This window comes from Bradyrhizobium sp. WSM1253, assembly GCF_000244935.1.
In the GTDB taxonomy this organism is placed as follows: Bacteria; Pseudomonadota; Alphaproteobacteria; order Rhizobiales; family Xanthobacteraceae; genus Bradyrhizobium; species Bradyrhizobium canariense.
The window spans coordinates 4,217,205-4,232,227 of the sequence record NZ_JH600073.1; the positions used below are offsets into that span (position 1 = coordinate 4,217,205).

Here is a 15,023-nt window from a genome sequence, read left to right on the forward strand (position 1 = left end):
GCGCCGCAACCGGATTCGGACCAGAAAAATCACCATGCCGGGACCCGGCACGTCTCGCGATGGCGTCGGAGGCTCGGCTCGAAGGCGGCTCAGGCCATGCCGCGTGCGCCGCGCGGCCGGATGCTTCATCTCATGCATCGACCCAGCGCTGCACGGCCTCGGCGGTGTCGGCCGGCGTGGTGTTGAAGCAGATCGCCGCATCCGGCGCCAGGCGGTGGACGAGGTTGAGCACCTTCTCGAACAGCAGCAGGCGCTCCTTCGGCTCGCGCAGCCCCGCGCCGATCACGATGCAGTCGAAATTCTCCTCGCGCAACGCCGCCGTGACGGCGGCTTCCGCCGCGGCATCGAGATCGATCAGGCAACTCGTGACCTCGTAACCGAGATCGCGCAGGCGCAGCAGCTGCGCATCGATATAGTTGCGCACGAGCTCCGGCGTGAGCTGCGGGAATGCGCTGTAGTCCGCATTGCCGGGTTTGATGCCGATCGCGAGGACGCGCGTGGTCATGCAGGGCTCCTTGCCGGACTGTCTCGCGTCGCTAACGGGGCAGCGGCCCTGCCGGTTCCCGCGCGGGCGGCCGCCCTGATCCCGGTCCTGCCGCTCATTTTCCCGGCGAGGTTGTAACCCACTTCACACGCGGCGCCGCGGCGGCCTGCCAGACTTGCGGGAGATCACGCTGGCCTCACGCCCTGATCACGGCACCTGGTTCACTTCGTCTGACGCGGAGTTGCGATAGTTCATTCATTGTGGGAGCGGAAAATGATTTCATTCGAGAGTTTGAAAAGCGAATACGAGCGCAATTGGTCCAATCTCGAGATCCGGCCTTCGCGCCTGTCCGACGCGAATGCGGTCGCGCGCAAGGCCATCAACGGCAAGGCGACCTATCAGCAGATCGAACGGTTGACCGGCGTCCCCTGGCATTTCGCTGCCCTCTGCCATTACCGCGAGTCCAATTTCGATTTCGACACCTATCTCGGCAACGGCGAAACGCTTCATCGCGTGACGGCGCTCGTTCCGAAGGGGCGCGGTCCGTTTGCCACGTTCGTGGACGGCGCCGTAGACGCCTTCAGGATCGAGAATTTCGTCGGCGCTCACGACTGGGGGATCGCGCGGATTCTGTTCCGGCTCGAAGCGTTCAACGGCTTCGGCTATCACGCCAAGGGCTGCAATTCGCCCTATCTCTATGGCGGTTCGACGCTGTATGGCCCGCCCGAGGCAAGGGCCGGCAAATTCGTTCGCGATCACGTGTTCGATTCGAACCACGTCGATTCCCAGCTCGGCACCGCGGTAATCCTGCATGCCATGATGTCGCTGGATTCCTCGATCACCCTCGACGACAGCCCGCAATTCGCGAGCCGCGCGGAGCCGGAAGACGACGCGGCGTCGACGATCGTTCTCATGCAGCAGGCGCTCAACAAGCTCGGCGCCAATCCGCCGCTCGCCGAGGACGGCATCAGCGGACCGAAGACCAGAACCGCGGTCTCGCAATTTCAGCAGCAGAACGGCCTGAGAGATACCGGACTTCTCGACGGCGCCACGGTCGCCGCCCTCACGCGCGCGACGCAGTCGGCCCCCACCGGACCGACCGGCGATGTGTCCCGGATCATGAAGCGGCTCGAGGACCTCGCGCAATTGCTGCGGCCGCCGGTCGGCGGTGTGACGCCGGCAACGACTACATCGGGCAATACACTGCCCGCCACCAATGATCCGATCAGCCTGTTCGAACGGCTCTTCTCCCTCGTCAACAAGACAGCCCCCATGCCAGGCCCCCTCACCCCGACCAGCACCGCTCCCGTCGACCAGTTGAAGCAGGTCGTCGACCTGCTCGGCACCTTGCTCAACCGGGACGGCAAGCCTGTCCTCGGCCAGGTCAATGGCGCGCTCGGCGATACCATCGGCAAGATGCTCGACGGCAAGAAGACTGCGCTCGGCATCGGCGGCTCGCTGATCACGGCGCTGCTCTCGTCGGTGACGGCGAGCCCCAACGCGGGAGGCATTGCCGGGTTGCTCGGGACGCTCGTGTCGGCGGTGCCGGGCCTCGGCCAGTTCGCGATGCCGATCTCGCTGGCGCTCACGGCCTGGGGCATACTCGGCAAGATGGAGAAGTGGGCCCAAGGCACCGCGCCGCCGCCCAGGCCGACGACCTAGAGACACTGGTCGCGCAGCGCCGCGGCGCGACGCTGCATCAGCGAGCGCTCACGCCCATTGGTCGCAAGATTCGCGGCAGCCTCGAACGCCAGCAGCGCCTCTGCGAGATGCCCGAGCTTTTGCAGGAAGTCGCCGCGAACCGCCGGCAGATGATGATAGGCCGTCAACGCCGGCTCGACGGCGATTGCGTCCAGCACGTCGAGCCCGGCTTGCGGTCCCTCCGCCATGCCGACCGCGACCGCGCGATTGAGCTCGATGACCGGCGAGCGCACCAGAAGCGCCAACGCGGCATAGAGCTGCGCGATGCGCCGCCAGTCCGTGCCTGCAGCAGAATCCGCCGCCGTGGCATGACACGCCGCGATGGCGGCCTGAAGCGCGTAAAATCCTCCGGCGCCGCCGAGCTCGCAGGCACGTTCGAGCGACCGCAGGCCGTGACGGATCTGCAATTGATCCCAGAGCGTGCGATCCTGGTCCATCAGCAGAATGGGATCACCATTCGCATCGGTGCGCGCACGCGCACGCGAAGCATTCAGGTCCATCAGGGCGATGAGGCCGTGAACTTCCGGCTCGTCCGGCGCCAGACCGACGAGCACCCGGCCCATGCGCAACGCCTCGTCACAGAGCTGCGGCCGCAACCATTCCTCTCCCCGCGCCGCGAGATAGCCCTCGTTGAAGATCAGATAGACAACCTCCAGCACCGAGGCGAGACGCTCCGACAGAGCTTCGCCGCTCGGGGTCTCGTAGGCGAGGCCGGATTCCGACAGCGTTCGCTTGGCGCGGACGATGCGCTGCGAGATCGTTGCTTCCGGCACGAGGTAGGCGCGCGCAATCTCCGATGTGGTCAAGCCGCAGATCATGCGTAGCGCCAGCGCCGCGCGGGCTTCGCGCGACAGGATCGGATGACAGGCCGTGAAGATCAGCCGCAACAATTCGTCGCCGATGTCGTCGTCGAGCGCGGCATCGAAATCCGGCACGGTCGCCTGCTCCTGCAACATGTCCCGCGCCAGCATGTCGTGCTTCTCCGCGAGCATCTTGCCGCGGCGCAAATGATCAAGCGCGCGGCGCCTGGCAGCGGTCATGAGCCAGGCGCCGGGATTTTCGGGCACGCCGACGATGGGCCAGGATTCCAGCGCCGCAACCAGCGCGTCCTGGGTCAGCTCTTCCGCCAGCGGCACGTCGCGCAGCATCCGCGACAGCGTGGCTATCAGCCGCGGCTGCACGACGCGCCAGGTGGCGCGGATGACACGATCGATGTCGGTGTCGGCGGCCGTCATCGCCGCCGAAGGAGACGAGCGGAGTTGTCCATCAGGCGTGGGCGGCGACCCCTGCACGCGCGTTGACCTCACAGGCCACGTCCACGCCCGGCGTCGCGAATGCCCGCAATTCGCAGGTGCCTTCCCAGCCCGGCATGTGGTCGAGGTGCAACTGCATGAATTCCTTGGCCATCGCCAGGGCCTCGTCCTTGTCGCGCAATTCGAAAATGGCATAGCCGCCGATCACCTCCTTGGCCTCCACGAACGGGCCGTCGATGACGCTGAGCTCGCCGTCAGCGACATACACCCGCGCGCCGGTCGCAAGCGGCATCAGGCCGCCATTATCGAGCATCCGGCCGGCCTTGATCTCCCGTTCGGAAATCCTTTGCATCGCCTCCGCCAGCGCCGGGGACGGCCCTGCCAGGGGCTTCGGGGAAGTAACGATGTACATGAAGCGCATGCAAAACTCCTGTTGAGGCGAGACGCGGCCAGTTCGGCCGCGAAATCAGCTCGCTATTGGGATGACGATCCAGCCGGCGCCGGATCGACATCAGCAACGGGAAAATTGCGAGGCCGGGCGAACGCTACTGGCGCAGCATGATCAGGGGATCGGCGGTATCGGGGACGCGCCGCCATTGCGCGTTGTCGTCGGCCTCGAACTGCCAGGCCTCACCGGCCTTCGACAGCAGGATGATCTGGCCGCGGTCGAGCCGCCATTGCGTCGGGTTGAACTGCGCGATCGCCGCATCGCATTTCGGCTTGAGGAAGACCTGGAAATTGTCCGGCCCGGCTTCCGTGTTGGTCAGCGTCAGCCCGCAGACCGGCTGGCCGTTGCCGCGCACGATCGACCAGTCGCCGATCATCTGGTCCATCGACTTTGCCATCGAGCGGGCGGCGGCAAGGTCCTGCAGGATGTAGACGCCCTCGCCCTGCCGCAGGCCCTCGAAGATGCCGGCCTCGACCTCGGTGAAGTCGATCACGGCTTCACCACTCGAATCCTGCAAGCGGACGATGTCGAGACCCCTGACGCTCCAGGCGACGATGTCCTTGGTGAAAGGCAGCGCGGCCTTGCAGGCCGGCTCCAGCTCGAGCTTGAAGCCTTGAGCGGCGGCGTCCGCCTTGAGCGTGACGACGCAGGTCTTGCTGCGCTCAGTGGTCGAGAGCTCCCACTGCCCGGGCATCTCCTTCTTCAGGGTCGTTGTATCCTGCGCCTGCGCGATGCCGATCGCGGCAACGCATGCCGCGATCACAGATGCTAGGACCCGAAGACCTCCCATCAGCGTCCCCTAAACGGCGTTTCCGCAACCGGCGTCAATGGCGCCTTGCCTGAGAACCAGGACTTGAGATTGTCGACCACGAGCTGATCCATCGCGTTGCGCGTCACCACCGAGGCCGAGCCGATATGCGGCAGCAGCACGACGTTCTGCATGGTCTTGAGCTCGTCCGGCACGTTCGGCTCGGCCGCGAACACATCGAGACCGGCGGCAAGGATGGTGCCGGACTTGAGCGCCTGGACCAGCGCCGGTTCGTCGATCACCGAGCCGCGCGCGACGTTGACCAGCACACCGCGCGGGCCGAGCGCCTTCAGCACCTCGGCATTGATCATCTTGTTCGTGCTGGCGCCACCGGGCACGATCACCATCAGCGTGTCCACGGCCTTCGCCATCTCGATCAGGTCCGGGTAGTGCTTGTAGGAGACGTCCTTGGACGGATTGCGGGTGTGATAGACCACCGGCACCAGCGAGGCATCGAGCCGGCGTGCGATCGCCTGTCCGATCCGGCCCATGCCGACGATGCCGACCTTGCGATCGCGCAGCGAGCCGACGCTGAGTGGATAGTTCTGGGTCTGCCAGAGACCCGAGCGCACATAACGGTCGGCCTTGATGAACTCACGCACGGTGGAGATCAGAAGGCCCATCGCGACGTCGGCGACCTCCTCGGTCAGCACGTCGGGCGTATTGGTGACGATGATGTTGTGCTCGGCGGCGTATTTGGCATCGACGTGGTCGTAGCCGACGCCGAAGCTTGCCACCATCTCGATCTTGGGCAATTGCGACAGCGAATCCCTGTCGGCGCGCACGGTGTGATAGGTCACCGCCACGCCGCGGATCTTTTCGCGGATTGCCGGCGTCAGCCGCTCGAGATCGCCCCGCGTCTCCGCCTTGTGCACGACGAAATGATCGGAAAACCCGTTCTCGAGGATCGGCCGGACCGGTCCATAAATCAGGAGGTCGATCTTTTCGGACGAAATCGAACCGGTGGTCATCAGTTGTCCTTTCCAAGCGCGCTCTCGTGCCAGCGCCGTAAAACGAGGTGGGAAACTAGCGCCAGCACCCCATAGATGACAATCCCGGCCAGCGACAACAGCAGCAGCGCTGCGAACATGCGGGGTATGTTCAAGCGGTAGCCGGATTCCGCGATCCTGTAGGCGAGCCCGGAGCCGGCCCCGGCCGTTCCCGCCGCGATCTCGGCCACGACCGCGCCGATCAGCGACAGGCCGCCGGCAATGCGCAGGCCGCCGAGAATATAAGGCAGCGCCGCCGGCAGCTTGAGAAAGCGCAGGGTCTGCTGCGGCGAGGCGCCATAGAGCTGGAACAGGCCCGCGAGGTTGCGATCGACCGAATTGAGCCCGAGCGTGGTGTTCGACAGCACCGGGAAAAAGGCGACGATGAAGGCGCAGACCACGACCGCGGTCTGCTGCTCCAGATAGATCAGCAGCAGCGGCGCGATCGCGATGACAGGCGTGACCTGAAGCACCACGGCATAGGGGAACAGCGATGCTTCCACCCATTTGGACTGGTTGAACAGCAGCGCCAGCGCGATGCCGCCGATACTGGCCGCGACAAAACCTTCAAGCGTGGTCAGCAGCGTCGCGGCGAGCGATTGTGACAGCACCGACCAATCCTTGATCAGTGTCACGAATATGACGGAGGGCGCCGGCAGCACGTAAGGCGGGATGTCCTTGATGCGGACCACGAGCTCCCAGGCGAGAAGTCCCGCCGCGAACACGATGACCGGCAGCACGAAGCGCACCGCGCGTTTTGCGCCGGACGGCTTCGCAGTGACGGAAGCTTGCGCGTTCATAGCGTCGACTGCCCCGCATAGGACGGCGCCAGCGCCGCCGACACTTTCCGGCAATAATCGGAATAGGCGACTGAAGTGCGAAACTCCTCGCCACGCGGCTCGACCGTCTCGATGCGGAAGTCGGCCTGGATGCGGCCCGGCCGCGCCGTCATGACCACCACGCGCTGCGACAGATAGACGGATTCGAACACCGAATGCGTGACGAAGATGACGGTCTTGCCGAGCCTGCGCCACAGCGCGAGCAGATCGTCGTTGAGGCGGAAGCGCGTGATTTCGTCGAGCGCCGCGAACGGCTCGTCCATCAGGAGGATGTCTGGGTCTGTGACGAGCGCGCGCGCCAGCGACACCCGCATCTTCATGCCGCCGGAGAGCTCGCGCGGAAAGGCGTCGGCGAAATCGGCAAGCCCGACGCTTGCCAGCGCCTCGTCGGCACGCGCGCGCGCTTCCGCCTTCGGAACGCCTGCGAGCTTCAGCGGCAATCGCACGTTCTCGCGCACGCTGGTCCAGGGCATCAGGGTCGGTTCCTGAAACACGAAGCCGATGCCATGACCTGGTTGAACAAGACTTGGCTGCACCTTGCCCTCGCGACGCGCCAGCCTCACGATTCCGGACGACGGCGCGCTGAGCTCGGCAATCAACCGCAGCGCGGTGGATTTGCCGCAGCCTGAGGGGCCCAGCAGCGAGATGAACTCGCCCTTGCGCACCGCAAGATCGAGCGGGCCGAGCGCCAGCACGCCGTTGTCATAGGTCTTCGTCACGCCGCGCAGGCTGACAGCCAGGGCCGTCAGGCCGGCCTCGACCCCCGCCGACGTTTGGACTGATGACATCGGCCTTGCGCTACGGCTTGCTCGGGCGCAGCTCGGCGCCGACGCCCTTGTTGACGAAGCGCAGCGTATAGGATTTGCGGAAATCGAGGTCTGCCTTTACGACGCCTGCCTTCACCATCTTGTTGAAGAAGGAGGTGTAGCGCTCGTCGCTCATCGCGCCGATGCCGTTCTTCAGCGAATCGCCGGAATCGACGATGCCGTATTCCTTCATCTTGGCGACAGAATAGGCGAGCAGCTCGTCGGTCATTTCCGGATTGAGCTTCTTGATCATGGCGTTACCCGCGGAATTGTCGCGGTAGATGTAATTGTACCAGCCGACCATGGAGGCATCGACGAAGCGCTGCACCAGGTCAGGCTTCTTCTCGACCACGTCGCGGCGGCTCTCGATCAGGGTCGAATAGGTGTTGAAGCCGTAATCGGCGAGCAGCAACACGTTGGGCTTGAAGCCGGCAGCCTTCTCGACCGCGAAGGGCTCGGAGGTGACGTAGCCCTGCATCGCGCTCTTGGGATTGGCGATGAAGGGCTGCGGATTGAAATTGTAGGGGCGAACGTTCTTCTCGCTGAAACCGTATTCGGATTTGAGCCACTGGAAATAGCTGGTCATGCCTTCCTTGGAGACGAACAGCGTCAGCGGCTTGAGGTCCTCGATCTTGGTGACCTTGGCATCGGGTTGCGTCAGCATCACCTGCGGATCCTTCTGGAACACCGCGGCGATCGTCACGACCGGGACGTTGTTGGCGACCGCGTCGAACGACATCAGCGTGTTCGCGGCCATGAAGAAATCGATCTTGCCGGCGATCAGGAGCATCCGGTTGTTTTCGTTGGGACCACCGGGAACGATGGTGACGTCGAGCCCATATTTCTTGTAGGTGCCGTCGGCGACGGCCTGGAAAAAGCCGCCATGCTCGGCCTCGGCGACCCAATTGGTGCCGAAGGTGACCTTGTCCAGGGTCTCGGCGCGCGCCGGGACCACCGAGACGAAAGCGGCCATCAGACCCGCCGTTAAGGCTCGCCGCAGATGAGAGGGGCTCATGATGGGACTCCGTCGATCGCTTCTAGCCGATGTCCAAGCAACGCGATAAAACCGCAAGACATTCAGGGACGCGAGCCGGCCTGGCCCGCGTCCCCTGATACCCCAAATTACGCGACAAATTCGGGCAAAGAAACCTTGATGACGCCTTCCCGCGACTGGACCGAGATCCGCTGGGCCGATGCCAGCCCCGCCGAGGTGTCGCGCTGGATCGCAGTGCTGCCGCTGGCGGCGACCGAGCAGCACGGCCCGCATCTGCCGCTCGAGACCGACGTGCTGATCGCCGACACCTATCTCGCGCGGGTGCGCGAGCTGCTGCCCGAGAGCGCTCCGGCCAGTTTCCTGCCCGTTGAACCGATCGGGATTTCCACCGAGCATATCGACTATCCGGGCACGCAGACGCTGCCGACCGACATCGCGTTGAAAAAATGGACCGCGATTGGCGAAGATGTCGCGCGTCGCGGATTGAAGAAGCTCGTCATCATCACCAGCCATGGCGGCAACAGCGCGGCCATGATGCTGATCGCGCAGGATCTTCGCGCGCATCAGAAGCTGTTCGTGGTGACGACGTCGTGGTCGCGGTTGTCGGGCGCGGACAGCCTGTTCCCGGCCGACGAAGTGCGCCACGGCATTCATGGCGGCGCGGTCGAGACCTCAATCATGCTTGCGCGCTATCCCGATCAGGTACGCGGTGATGCGATCGCGGATTTTCCCGCGAGCAGCATCGCGATGGAGCAGCAATATCGCTGGCTGTCGACGCAGCGACCCGCACCATTCGCCTGGCAGGCGCAGGATCTCAACCCAAGCGGCGCGGTCGGCAATGCGACGCTGGCCGTGGCCGCGAAGGGCGAGCAACTGATCGACCAGGGCGCCCGCGCTTTTTGCGAGCTGCTTGCAGAGGTCGATAACTTCGACGTGAACAGGCTCGCCGAAGGCCCGCTCGGTTAGCGCTTATCCTGCTGGAATCATTCGGGAAAGTTTCAAAGTCGATCTCCGCTTTTGCCGGTTTCGAACCGGACGCGCGGAGCCTCCGTCCAACTCGGTACGCGGGCCACAACGGACCGCCTCAACCCGGATGGAGTTTCACATGTCGATCAAGACCAAGATTTTCGCAGTTGCCCTCACCGCGCTCACCCTGACCGGCAGCGTCGTCGCCACCACCTCGCAGGCGCAAGCCAAGCCGCTCGGCTGGGGCGTCGGCGTCGGCCTGGGCATCGCCACCGCCGCCGTCGTCGGCTCCGCGATCGCCGCCAGCAACGACCCCTATTACAACGGCTATCACCGCTGCGGCTGGGCCGCCCAGTACAACGCCTTTGGCCAGTACGTTGGCCGCGTTCGTACCTGCTTCTGATTTGAGTGCCTGAGGCCGATCTCACGTGGATCCTGCGTCCGACACGGGCGCCTCATCCACCCCGTGTCGTGCCCCCGACCCCGCCCGGATGTCCCCCCGGGCGGGGTCAACCGTTTTAGCGCCTCGGGAAGTTGTTGCAGTCCCGTCACACAGCGGTGCGAACCATCCCCTGCGGCAATCTGCACTAGTTGCTATTGCGAATTAATCGCAATAACGTTCGCAACAGGTTCAGGGGCTTGGGAAGAAGTCGCGCCGGATCGAGATCATCTCGTTCGCTCGCGGAGCACCTAATCCTGATGACAGGGTCGCCGCGAATCGGCAGGGATAGTGCGGCGAGTGGACACACTCGCTTTGGGGGCGTGCGTTTTGACGTTGAGGGGTCACCGTTACAGGTATTTGCGGACGGCCGCGGCGATTGCCTCGGGCGTCTTGGCTTTGCCCGCCAGCAGCCGCGCGGCTGATCTGCCGCTGAAGGCACCGGCGCTGAAGGCCGTCTATGACTGGACCGGCCTCTATATCGGCGCGCATGCCGGCTACAGCCTCGGCTCGTCGCGCTTTGCGCTGAACGACGGCACCGGGATCAACGACAGCGGCGTCTTCAGCGGCATGATCGGCGGCGTGCAGGCCGGCTACAATTACCGGCTCAATTCCGGCTGGCTGGTCGGCGTCGAAGGCGATTTTTCGTTTCCGAACTACATCACCTCCAACTCGATCGTTTCCTTTCTGGCGACACCCGCCAACACCGTCACGCAGCAATGGGACTACACCGCGAGCCTGCGCGGCCGCGTCGGCTACACCAGCGGTCCCTGGCTGGTCTACGCCACCGGCGGCTTTGCATGGATGGGCGAGCGCTATTTCGACACGCCGGCCACAGGCGAAGCAGTCCCGAAAATCCTGAACACGCGGCCCGGCTGGATCGCGGGTGCCGGCATCGAATACGGTTTCGCACCGCATTGGAGCGCACGGGTCGAATATCTCTACAGCCGCTTCGACGGCGCCAATGTCGCCTTCTCCACCGGCGCACAGTACAATTCGTCATCGCTCGACTTCCAGTCGGTCCGGCTCGGCCTCAACCGAAAGGTCGATTGGCCGGGCATGCCGAGCTACAATCCCAAGAGTTCGGGGATTGGCTCGCTGATCGACACGGAATCGGATCGCTGGGAGATCCACGGCCAGAGCACGTATCTGCCGCAAGGCTACCCCTCGTTCCCCGCCCTCTACACCGGGCCGAATTCGCTCTCGCCATCACGGCAGGCCAAGGCGACCTGGAGCAACAGCCTGTTCCTGAACGCAAAGCTGTGGGACGGCGGCGAGGTCTATTACAATCCCGAACTGCTGCAGGGATTTGGATTGAACGACACCGTCGGTGCCGCCGGCTTCCCGAATGGCGAAGCGCAGAAGTCGAACTTTCCCTATCCGCATTACAACACCTCGCGCCTGTTCGTGCGCCAGACGTTCGGCTTTGGCGGCGAGCAGGAAGAGCTCGCGAGCGGCCAGTTGCAGCTCGGGCAGAAGGTCGATGTTTCCAGGCTCACGGTGCAGGCCGGCAAATTCCCGGTGATCGACGTGTTCGATGGCAACGCCTACGCCAAGGACACCCGCAAGGACTTCATGAACTGGTCGCTGTGGGCGCCAGGCGCCTTCGACTATTCCGCCGACAAGGTTGGCCTCACCTACGGCGTCACCGCCGAGCTGAACCAGAAGCAGTGGGCGTTGCGCGGCGGCTACTTCCTGATGGTCGCCGAGTCCAATTCGAATCATTTCGACACCAGGGTCGGCGAGCGCGGCCAGTACGTGCTCGAGCTCGAAACGCGCTTCTCGCTGCTTGGCCAGCCCGGCAAGCTCAGGACCATAGGCTGGCTCGACAGCGCCAACATGGGCAGCTTCCGCGAGACGCTGAACAATCCTGCGCTCAACCTCGACATCGCGCAGACCCGGCGCGGCCGTCTGAAGTATGGCTACGTGCTCAACCTCGAGCAGGCGATCACCGAGGATGTCGGTCTGTTCGGGCGTTGGAGCTGGAACGACGGCAAGACCGAGACGCTGGCCTTCACCGACATTCACCGCAGCCTGTCCGCGGGATTGTCGATCAAGGGCACGAAATGGGGCCGACCCGATGACGTGATCGGCGTCGGTGGCGCCATCAATGCCATCTCGCAGGATTATCGCGACTTCCTGGCCGCCGGCGGCCTCGGTGTTCTCATCGGCGATGGCGCGCTCAACTATCGCCGCGAGCGCATCCTCGAAACCTATTACGCCTACGCGCTGAACAAGAGTCTCACCCTCACCGCCGACTACCAGCTGATCGTCAACCCCGCCTACAATGCTGATCGCGGCCCGGTGTCGGTATTCTCGGGTCGGCTGCACGGCGAGTTCTGAGCGCTGCTCAGAACAACAGCGCGACGCCCGAGACGAACAGCAGCGCAAGCACGATCTTGCGGAACGTGGCCTCGTCGATGCGGCCGAACAGTTTCAGCCCGAGCCACGTTCCCGCAAAGAGAAACGGCAGACCGAGCGCGAACAGCTTTGCGGTCTCGAACGTCAGCGCTCCCTTGGCACCCAGGAAGAGTGCCGCCGTGGCGAACACCACGACGGCGACGGGCTGGAACGTGGCGCGCTGGACGTCCTTGGGCAGACCGCGCAGATTGCACCAGATGGTGACGATGATGCCGGCAAGGCCAGTCAGCCCGCCGAGCAGGCCGTTGACGAAACCAATGGTCATGTCGGCGGCCGGCGGCACGATGGTCGCGACCTTGAGCTTTGGCCTGAAGAACGCATAGAGGCTGTAGACGATCAGGATCGCTCCAAGTGCGATGCGGACGGTCTTGGGATCGGCCGAAGTCAGGAGTGACACGCCGACCGGCACGCCCACGACGGCACCGATCATAAAGGGCCATAGCCGGCGCCAGTCGAGCGCGCTGCGCAGCTTCCAGACCGAGTAGCCCTGCACCAGGAGGCCGAAGCCGACGATCAGGCTGGCGCTCTGAAGCGGCGTCAGCACGTAAAGCCACAGCGATGCCGCAACGAGGCCGAAGGCAAAGCCGGAGAGGCCGGCGACGAACGCGCCGGCGAAGGTGGCCAACAGAAAAAGCGGTAGTTCGACTGCGATCCCGTCCATTGCTCGCTCCAAACGTCAGCGAGCAGCGCTTGCGTGGGATCACCACTTCACGGGGAGGCTGCGACATCCCCGGTGGTGCGAGCCTAGGTGAAGCCGCTTCCCTCCACAATGACCTTCTTAGGCGGCCCGGATCGCGTCCAGGAACTTCCCGACTTCGACCTTGAGGCGGCTGCTCTCGCCGGACAGCGACTTCGCTGACGCAAGCACGGTGGAGGAGGCCGATCCGGTCTGGCTCGCGCCGCGCTGCACGTCGACGATGCTGGCGGAGACCTGCTGGGTGCCGCGTGCCGCCTGCTGCACGTTGCGGGAAATCTCCCGCGTCGCCGCGCCCTGCTCCTCGACCGCGGAAGCGATCGCCGATGCGATCTCGGACATGCGGGTGATGGTGTCGCTGATCGACTTGATGGCGCCGACCGAATCTTCCGTCGCGCTCTGGATTCCCGTGATCTGCTGGCTGATCTCGCCGGTGGCCTTGGCGGTCTGCTCGGCCAGCGCCTTGACCTCGGAGGCGACCACGGCGAAGCCGCGCCCGGCCTCGCCGGCGCGCGCGGCCTCGATCGTTGCATTGAGCGCCAGAAGATTGGTCTGGCCCGCGATCTGGCTGATGAGCTCGACCACGTCGCCGATCCGGCCGGCCGCCTTGGCGAGCTCGCCGACATAGTCGTTGGTCCGCGCGGCCTGCTGCACCGCTTCGCTGGCCACGCGCGCGGAGTCCTGGACCTGCCGGCTGATCTCGTCGACCGAGGACGCCATTTCCTCCGCAGCCGCGGCGACGGTCTGCACGTTGCTGGAGGCCTGCTCGGAGGCGGCCGCGACCGTCGCGGTGACCTTTTCCGATTGATCGGCGGTGCTCGTCAGCGTTCCCGCCGACACTTCCAGCTCCGACGATGCCGACGACACCGTGTTGATGACGTCGCCGATCAACGCTTCGAAATCGCGCGCGATCTGGTCCATGCGCTGGCTGCGCCGGAGTTTTGCCTCGGCTTCGACCGCGGCGGCCTCGTCGGCGGCCTTCTTGGCGGAGAGCGAGTCCTTGAAGTGCTGGAGCGAGCCCGCCACCTGGCTGATCTCGTCATTGCGGCCGGTCACGGGAATCTCGACCTCGTGCTGTCCGGCGGCAAGCGTTGCGATCACGTCCGCGAGCCGGCTCAGCGGCGTCACCACGCGCCGGCGCAGCATCATGGTCACGCCACCGAGCGTCCCCAGCAGAGCCAGCACCGCCACGCCCGCGAGCGCGAACATCGCCAGCGCGCCGTCGCGCGCGGCCGAGGCACGCTCGGCCGCTTCGGCCAGCGCAGCATCGCGCACGCCGTAGAACATCTGGATGGCGGGTACGATGACATTGGCCAGCTCTTCGGCGTTGATGCCGTACTTGCCGTCGCCACGTGCCGCAGGCATCTCCTTGTCCACGACGAGCGCTGCTTTTCCGAAATATGAATCCGTCGCCGCTTTCAGCGCGGTGGCGATGCGGGGCGGACTTCCGAGCTGGTCGATGCCGGCCGCGATGCGCTCGCGGTCGGCATCGACGCGCCCCTGCATACGATCCATCAGCGAGAATTCGGTCGACGTGAGCGGGCGGCGTGCGCTCAGCGCCGGCGACAGCGTGGCGGCGCGGCTGCCGGCCGAGACGCGCAGGTCCTGCGCCGTTCGCGCCAGGCTCAACAGCGCCGCAAGCGAGGAATCGGCATTGATGACCTTGGCTTCGAGCCCGTTCATGATGGGCTCGATATTGCCGATGACCTCGGCAACGCCCGGAAGGAAGCCTTTGATCACAGCGCTGTCGCGTGTCGCCAGCGGCACGCTCATCGCGCGATCTGCCCCCGTGATGATGTCCTTGAGCCGCCGCGCGGTACGGTCCAGGTTTTCGATCATCGCGCCGGAATCATCCAGCACCATGATGGCGCGCCTTGCCCCCCCGAATGCGGCATCGACTGCTTTCGCGGCCTTCGCGGCGGCTTCGATCTGGACCTGCGTCGCAGCGTTCTCTTGGAAGATCGGGGAAATGTAGGGGGCACGAAGGCTAGCAATCTGCTGACTGACCATCAGGGTCGCACCAAAGGCGTCGACCGTCTTGATCGCGTCGGAGCGGTTCGCGAAGATACGCGCCTGGGGTATCAGCACCTCGGCGCCGAGGATGACTGCAAACACCGTCACCGTCAGCATCGACAGCGCAAAGAGCTTCCCGATCCGCATCTGATCCCCCGAATACATTCC

Annotated in this window: 14 protein-coding genes; 4 read left to right on the forward strand and 10 right to left on the reverse strand. The window is 64.8% G+C overall.

Translation table 11 applies throughout. The features are described 5' to 3' along the window. Positions 1-130: 130 nt before the first annotated feature. Positions 131-505: a hypothetical protein gene (locus BRA1253DRAFT_RS21490; RefSeq protein ID WP_007597794.1), complete on the reverse strand. Its 375-nt coding sequence runs from the start codon at positions 503-505 to the stop codon at positions 131-133. A gap of 252 nt (positions 506-757) precedes the next feature. Between BRA1253DRAFT_RS21490 and BRA1253DRAFT_RS21495 the strand changes: the two genes are divergently transcribed. Further along, positions 758-2,146, forward strand: a complete 1,389-nt coding sequence (locus tag BRA1253DRAFT_RS21495) for a peptidoglycan-binding protein (RefSeq protein ID WP_007597795.1) — start codon at positions 758-760, stop codon at positions 2,144-2,146. Here BRA1253DRAFT_RS21495 and BRA1253DRAFT_RS21500 read toward each other — a convergent pair. The 7 genes from BRA1253DRAFT_RS21500 to BRA1253DRAFT_RS21530 form a co-directional block, all read right to left on the reverse strand. Continuing rightward, the gene (locus BRA1253DRAFT_RS21500; protein WP_007597796.1) at positions 2,143-3,420 is read right to left on the reverse strand and encodes an RNA polymerase sigma factor; all 1,278 of its coding nucleotides are present in this window, start codon (positions 3,418-3,420) and stop codon (positions 2,143-2,145) included. The two genes, BRA1253DRAFT_RS21495 and BRA1253DRAFT_RS21500, sit on opposite strands and share 4 nt — an antisense overlap. A gap of 31 nt (positions 3,421-3,451) precedes the next feature. Beyond that, entirely contained in the window at positions 3,452-3,859 is a 408-nt protein-coding gene (locus BRA1253DRAFT_RS21505; RefSeq protein WP_007597797.1) for a YciI family protein, read from the reverse strand. A gap of 124 nt (positions 3,860-3,983) precedes the next feature. Further along, positions 3,984-4,676 (reverse strand): AprI/Inh family metalloprotease inhibitor, encoded by a 693-nt coding sequence (locus BRA1253DRAFT_RS21510; protein ID WP_007597798.1) that lies wholly within the window; start codon positions 4,674-4,676, stop codon positions 3,984-3,986. Beyond that, positions 4,676-5,665, reverse strand: coding sequence for a 2-hydroxyacid dehydrogenase (locus BRA1253DRAFT_RS21515; RefSeq protein WP_007597799.1), 990 nt, complete (start codon positions 5,663-5,665; stop codon positions 4,676-4,678). The genes BRA1253DRAFT_RS21510 and BRA1253DRAFT_RS21515 overlap by 1 nt, the downstream gene beginning before the upstream one ends. Further along, positions 5,665-6,483, reverse strand: a complete 819-nt coding sequence (locus tag BRA1253DRAFT_RS21520; protein WP_007597800.1) for an ABC transporter permease — start codon at positions 6,481-6,483, stop codon at positions 5,665-5,667. The genes BRA1253DRAFT_RS21515 and BRA1253DRAFT_RS21520 overlap by 1 nt, the downstream gene beginning before the upstream one ends. Then, positions 6,480-7,310 (reverse strand): ABC transporter ATP-binding protein, encoded by an 831-nt coding sequence (locus tag BRA1253DRAFT_RS21525; RefSeq protein WP_007597804.1) that lies wholly within the window; start codon positions 7,308-7,310, stop codon positions 6,480-6,482. The genes BRA1253DRAFT_RS21520 and BRA1253DRAFT_RS21525 overlap by 4 nt, the downstream gene beginning before the upstream one ends. Before the next feature lie 10 nt (positions 7,311-7,320). After that, complete coding sequence (locus BRA1253DRAFT_RS21530; RefSeq protein WP_007597806.1) at positions 7,321-8,343, reverse strand: ABC transporter substrate-binding protein; 1,023 nt, start codon at positions 8,341-8,343, stop codon at positions 7,321-7,323. A 138-nt stretch (positions 8,344-8,481) separates the two neighbouring features. Here BRA1253DRAFT_RS21530 and BRA1253DRAFT_RS21535 point away from each other — a divergent pair, with 138 nt between their 5' ends. The 3 genes from BRA1253DRAFT_RS21535 (at position 8,482) to BRA1253DRAFT_RS21545 (ending at position 12,070) form a co-directional block, all read left to right on the forward strand. Continuing rightward, entirely contained in the window at positions 8,482-9,288 is an 807-nt protein-coding gene (locus tag BRA1253DRAFT_RS21535; protein ID WP_007597807.1) for a creatininase family protein, read from the forward strand. A gap of 139 nt (positions 9,289-9,427) precedes the next feature. After that, positions 9,428-9,691, forward strand: a complete 264-nt coding sequence (locus tag BRA1253DRAFT_RS21540) for a hypothetical protein (protein ID WP_007597808.1) — start codon at positions 9,428-9,430, stop codon at positions 9,689-9,691. A gap of 396 nt (positions 9,692-10,087) precedes the next feature. Beyond that, a complete protein-coding gene (locus BRA1253DRAFT_RS21545) occupies positions 10,088-12,070 on the forward strand; it encodes a carbohydrate porin (RefSeq protein ID WP_035993773.1) in 1,983 nt (660 codons plus the stop codon). A gap of 7 nt (positions 12,071-12,077) precedes the next feature. Here BRA1253DRAFT_RS21545 and BRA1253DRAFT_RS21550 read toward each other — a convergent pair whose 3' ends face one another. Further along, complete coding sequence (locus BRA1253DRAFT_RS21550; protein WP_007597810.1) at positions 12,078-12,809, reverse strand: sulfite exporter TauE/SafE family protein; 732 nt, start codon at positions 12,807-12,809, stop codon at positions 12,078-12,080. Between the two features lie 117 nt (positions 12,810-12,926). Continuing rightward, positions 12,927-15,002: a methyl-accepting chemotaxis protein gene (locus BRA1253DRAFT_RS21555; protein ID WP_007597819.1), complete on the reverse strand. Its 2,076-nt coding sequence runs from the start codon at positions 15,000-15,002 to the stop codon at positions 12,927-12,929. Positions 15,003-15,023 lie beyond the last annotated feature (21 nt).

Excerpts from the sequence above, each read along its gene's own strand:
- BRA1253DRAFT_RS21530 (WP_007597806.1), bottom strand. The coding sequence starts at position 8,343 with ATGAGCCCCTCTCATCTGCGGCGAGCCTTAACGGCGGGTCTGATGGCC.
- BRA1253DRAFT_RS21555 (WP_007597819.1), bottom strand. The coding sequence starts at position 15,002 with ATGCGGATCGGGAAGCTCTTTGCGCTGTCGATGCTGACGGTGACGGTG.
- BRA1253DRAFT_RS21505 (WP_007597797.1), bottom strand. The coding sequence starts at position 3,859 with ATGCGCTTCATGTACATCGTTACTTCCCCGAAGCCCCTGGCAGGGCCG.
- BRA1253DRAFT_RS21520 (WP_007597800.1), bottom strand. The coding sequence starts at position 6,483 with ATGAACGCGCAAGCTTCCGTCACTGCGAAGCCGTCCGGCGCAAAACGC.
- BRA1253DRAFT_RS21490 (WP_007597794.1), bottom strand. The coding sequence starts at position 505 with ATGACCACGCGCGTCCTCGCGATCGGCATCAAACCCGGCAATGCGGAC.
- BRA1253DRAFT_RS21535 (WP_007597807.1), top strand. The coding sequence starts at position 8,482 with ATGACGCCTTCCCGCGACTGGACCGAGATCCGCTGGGCCGATGCCAGC.
- BRA1253DRAFT_RS21515 (WP_007597799.1), bottom strand. The coding sequence starts at position 5,665 with ATGACCACCGGTTCGATTTCGTCCGAAAAGATCGACCTCCTGATTTAT.
- BRA1253DRAFT_RS21500 (WP_007597796.1), bottom strand. The coding sequence starts at position 3,420 with ATGACGGCCGCCGACACCGACATCGATCGTGTCATCCGCGCCACCTGG.
- BRA1253DRAFT_RS21525 (WP_007597804.1), bottom strand. The coding sequence starts at position 7,310 with ATGTCATCAGTCCAAACGTCGGCGGGGGTCGAGGCCGGCCTGACGGCC.
- BRA1253DRAFT_RS21495 (WP_007597795.1), top strand. The coding sequence starts at position 758 with ATGATTTCATTCGAGAGTTTGAAAAGCGAATACGAGCGCAATTGGTCC.
- BRA1253DRAFT_RS21510 (WP_007597798.1), bottom strand. The coding sequence starts at position 4,676 with ATGGGAGGTCTTCGGGTCCTAGCATCTGTGATCGCGGCATGCGTTGCC.
- BRA1253DRAFT_RS21540 (WP_007597808.1), top strand. The coding sequence starts at position 9,428 with ATGTCGATCAAGACCAAGATTTTCGCAGTTGCCCTCACCGCGCTCACC.
- BRA1253DRAFT_RS21550 (WP_007597810.1), bottom strand. The coding sequence starts at position 12,809 with ATGGACGGGATCGCAGTCGAACTACCGCTTTTTCTGTTGGCCACCTTC.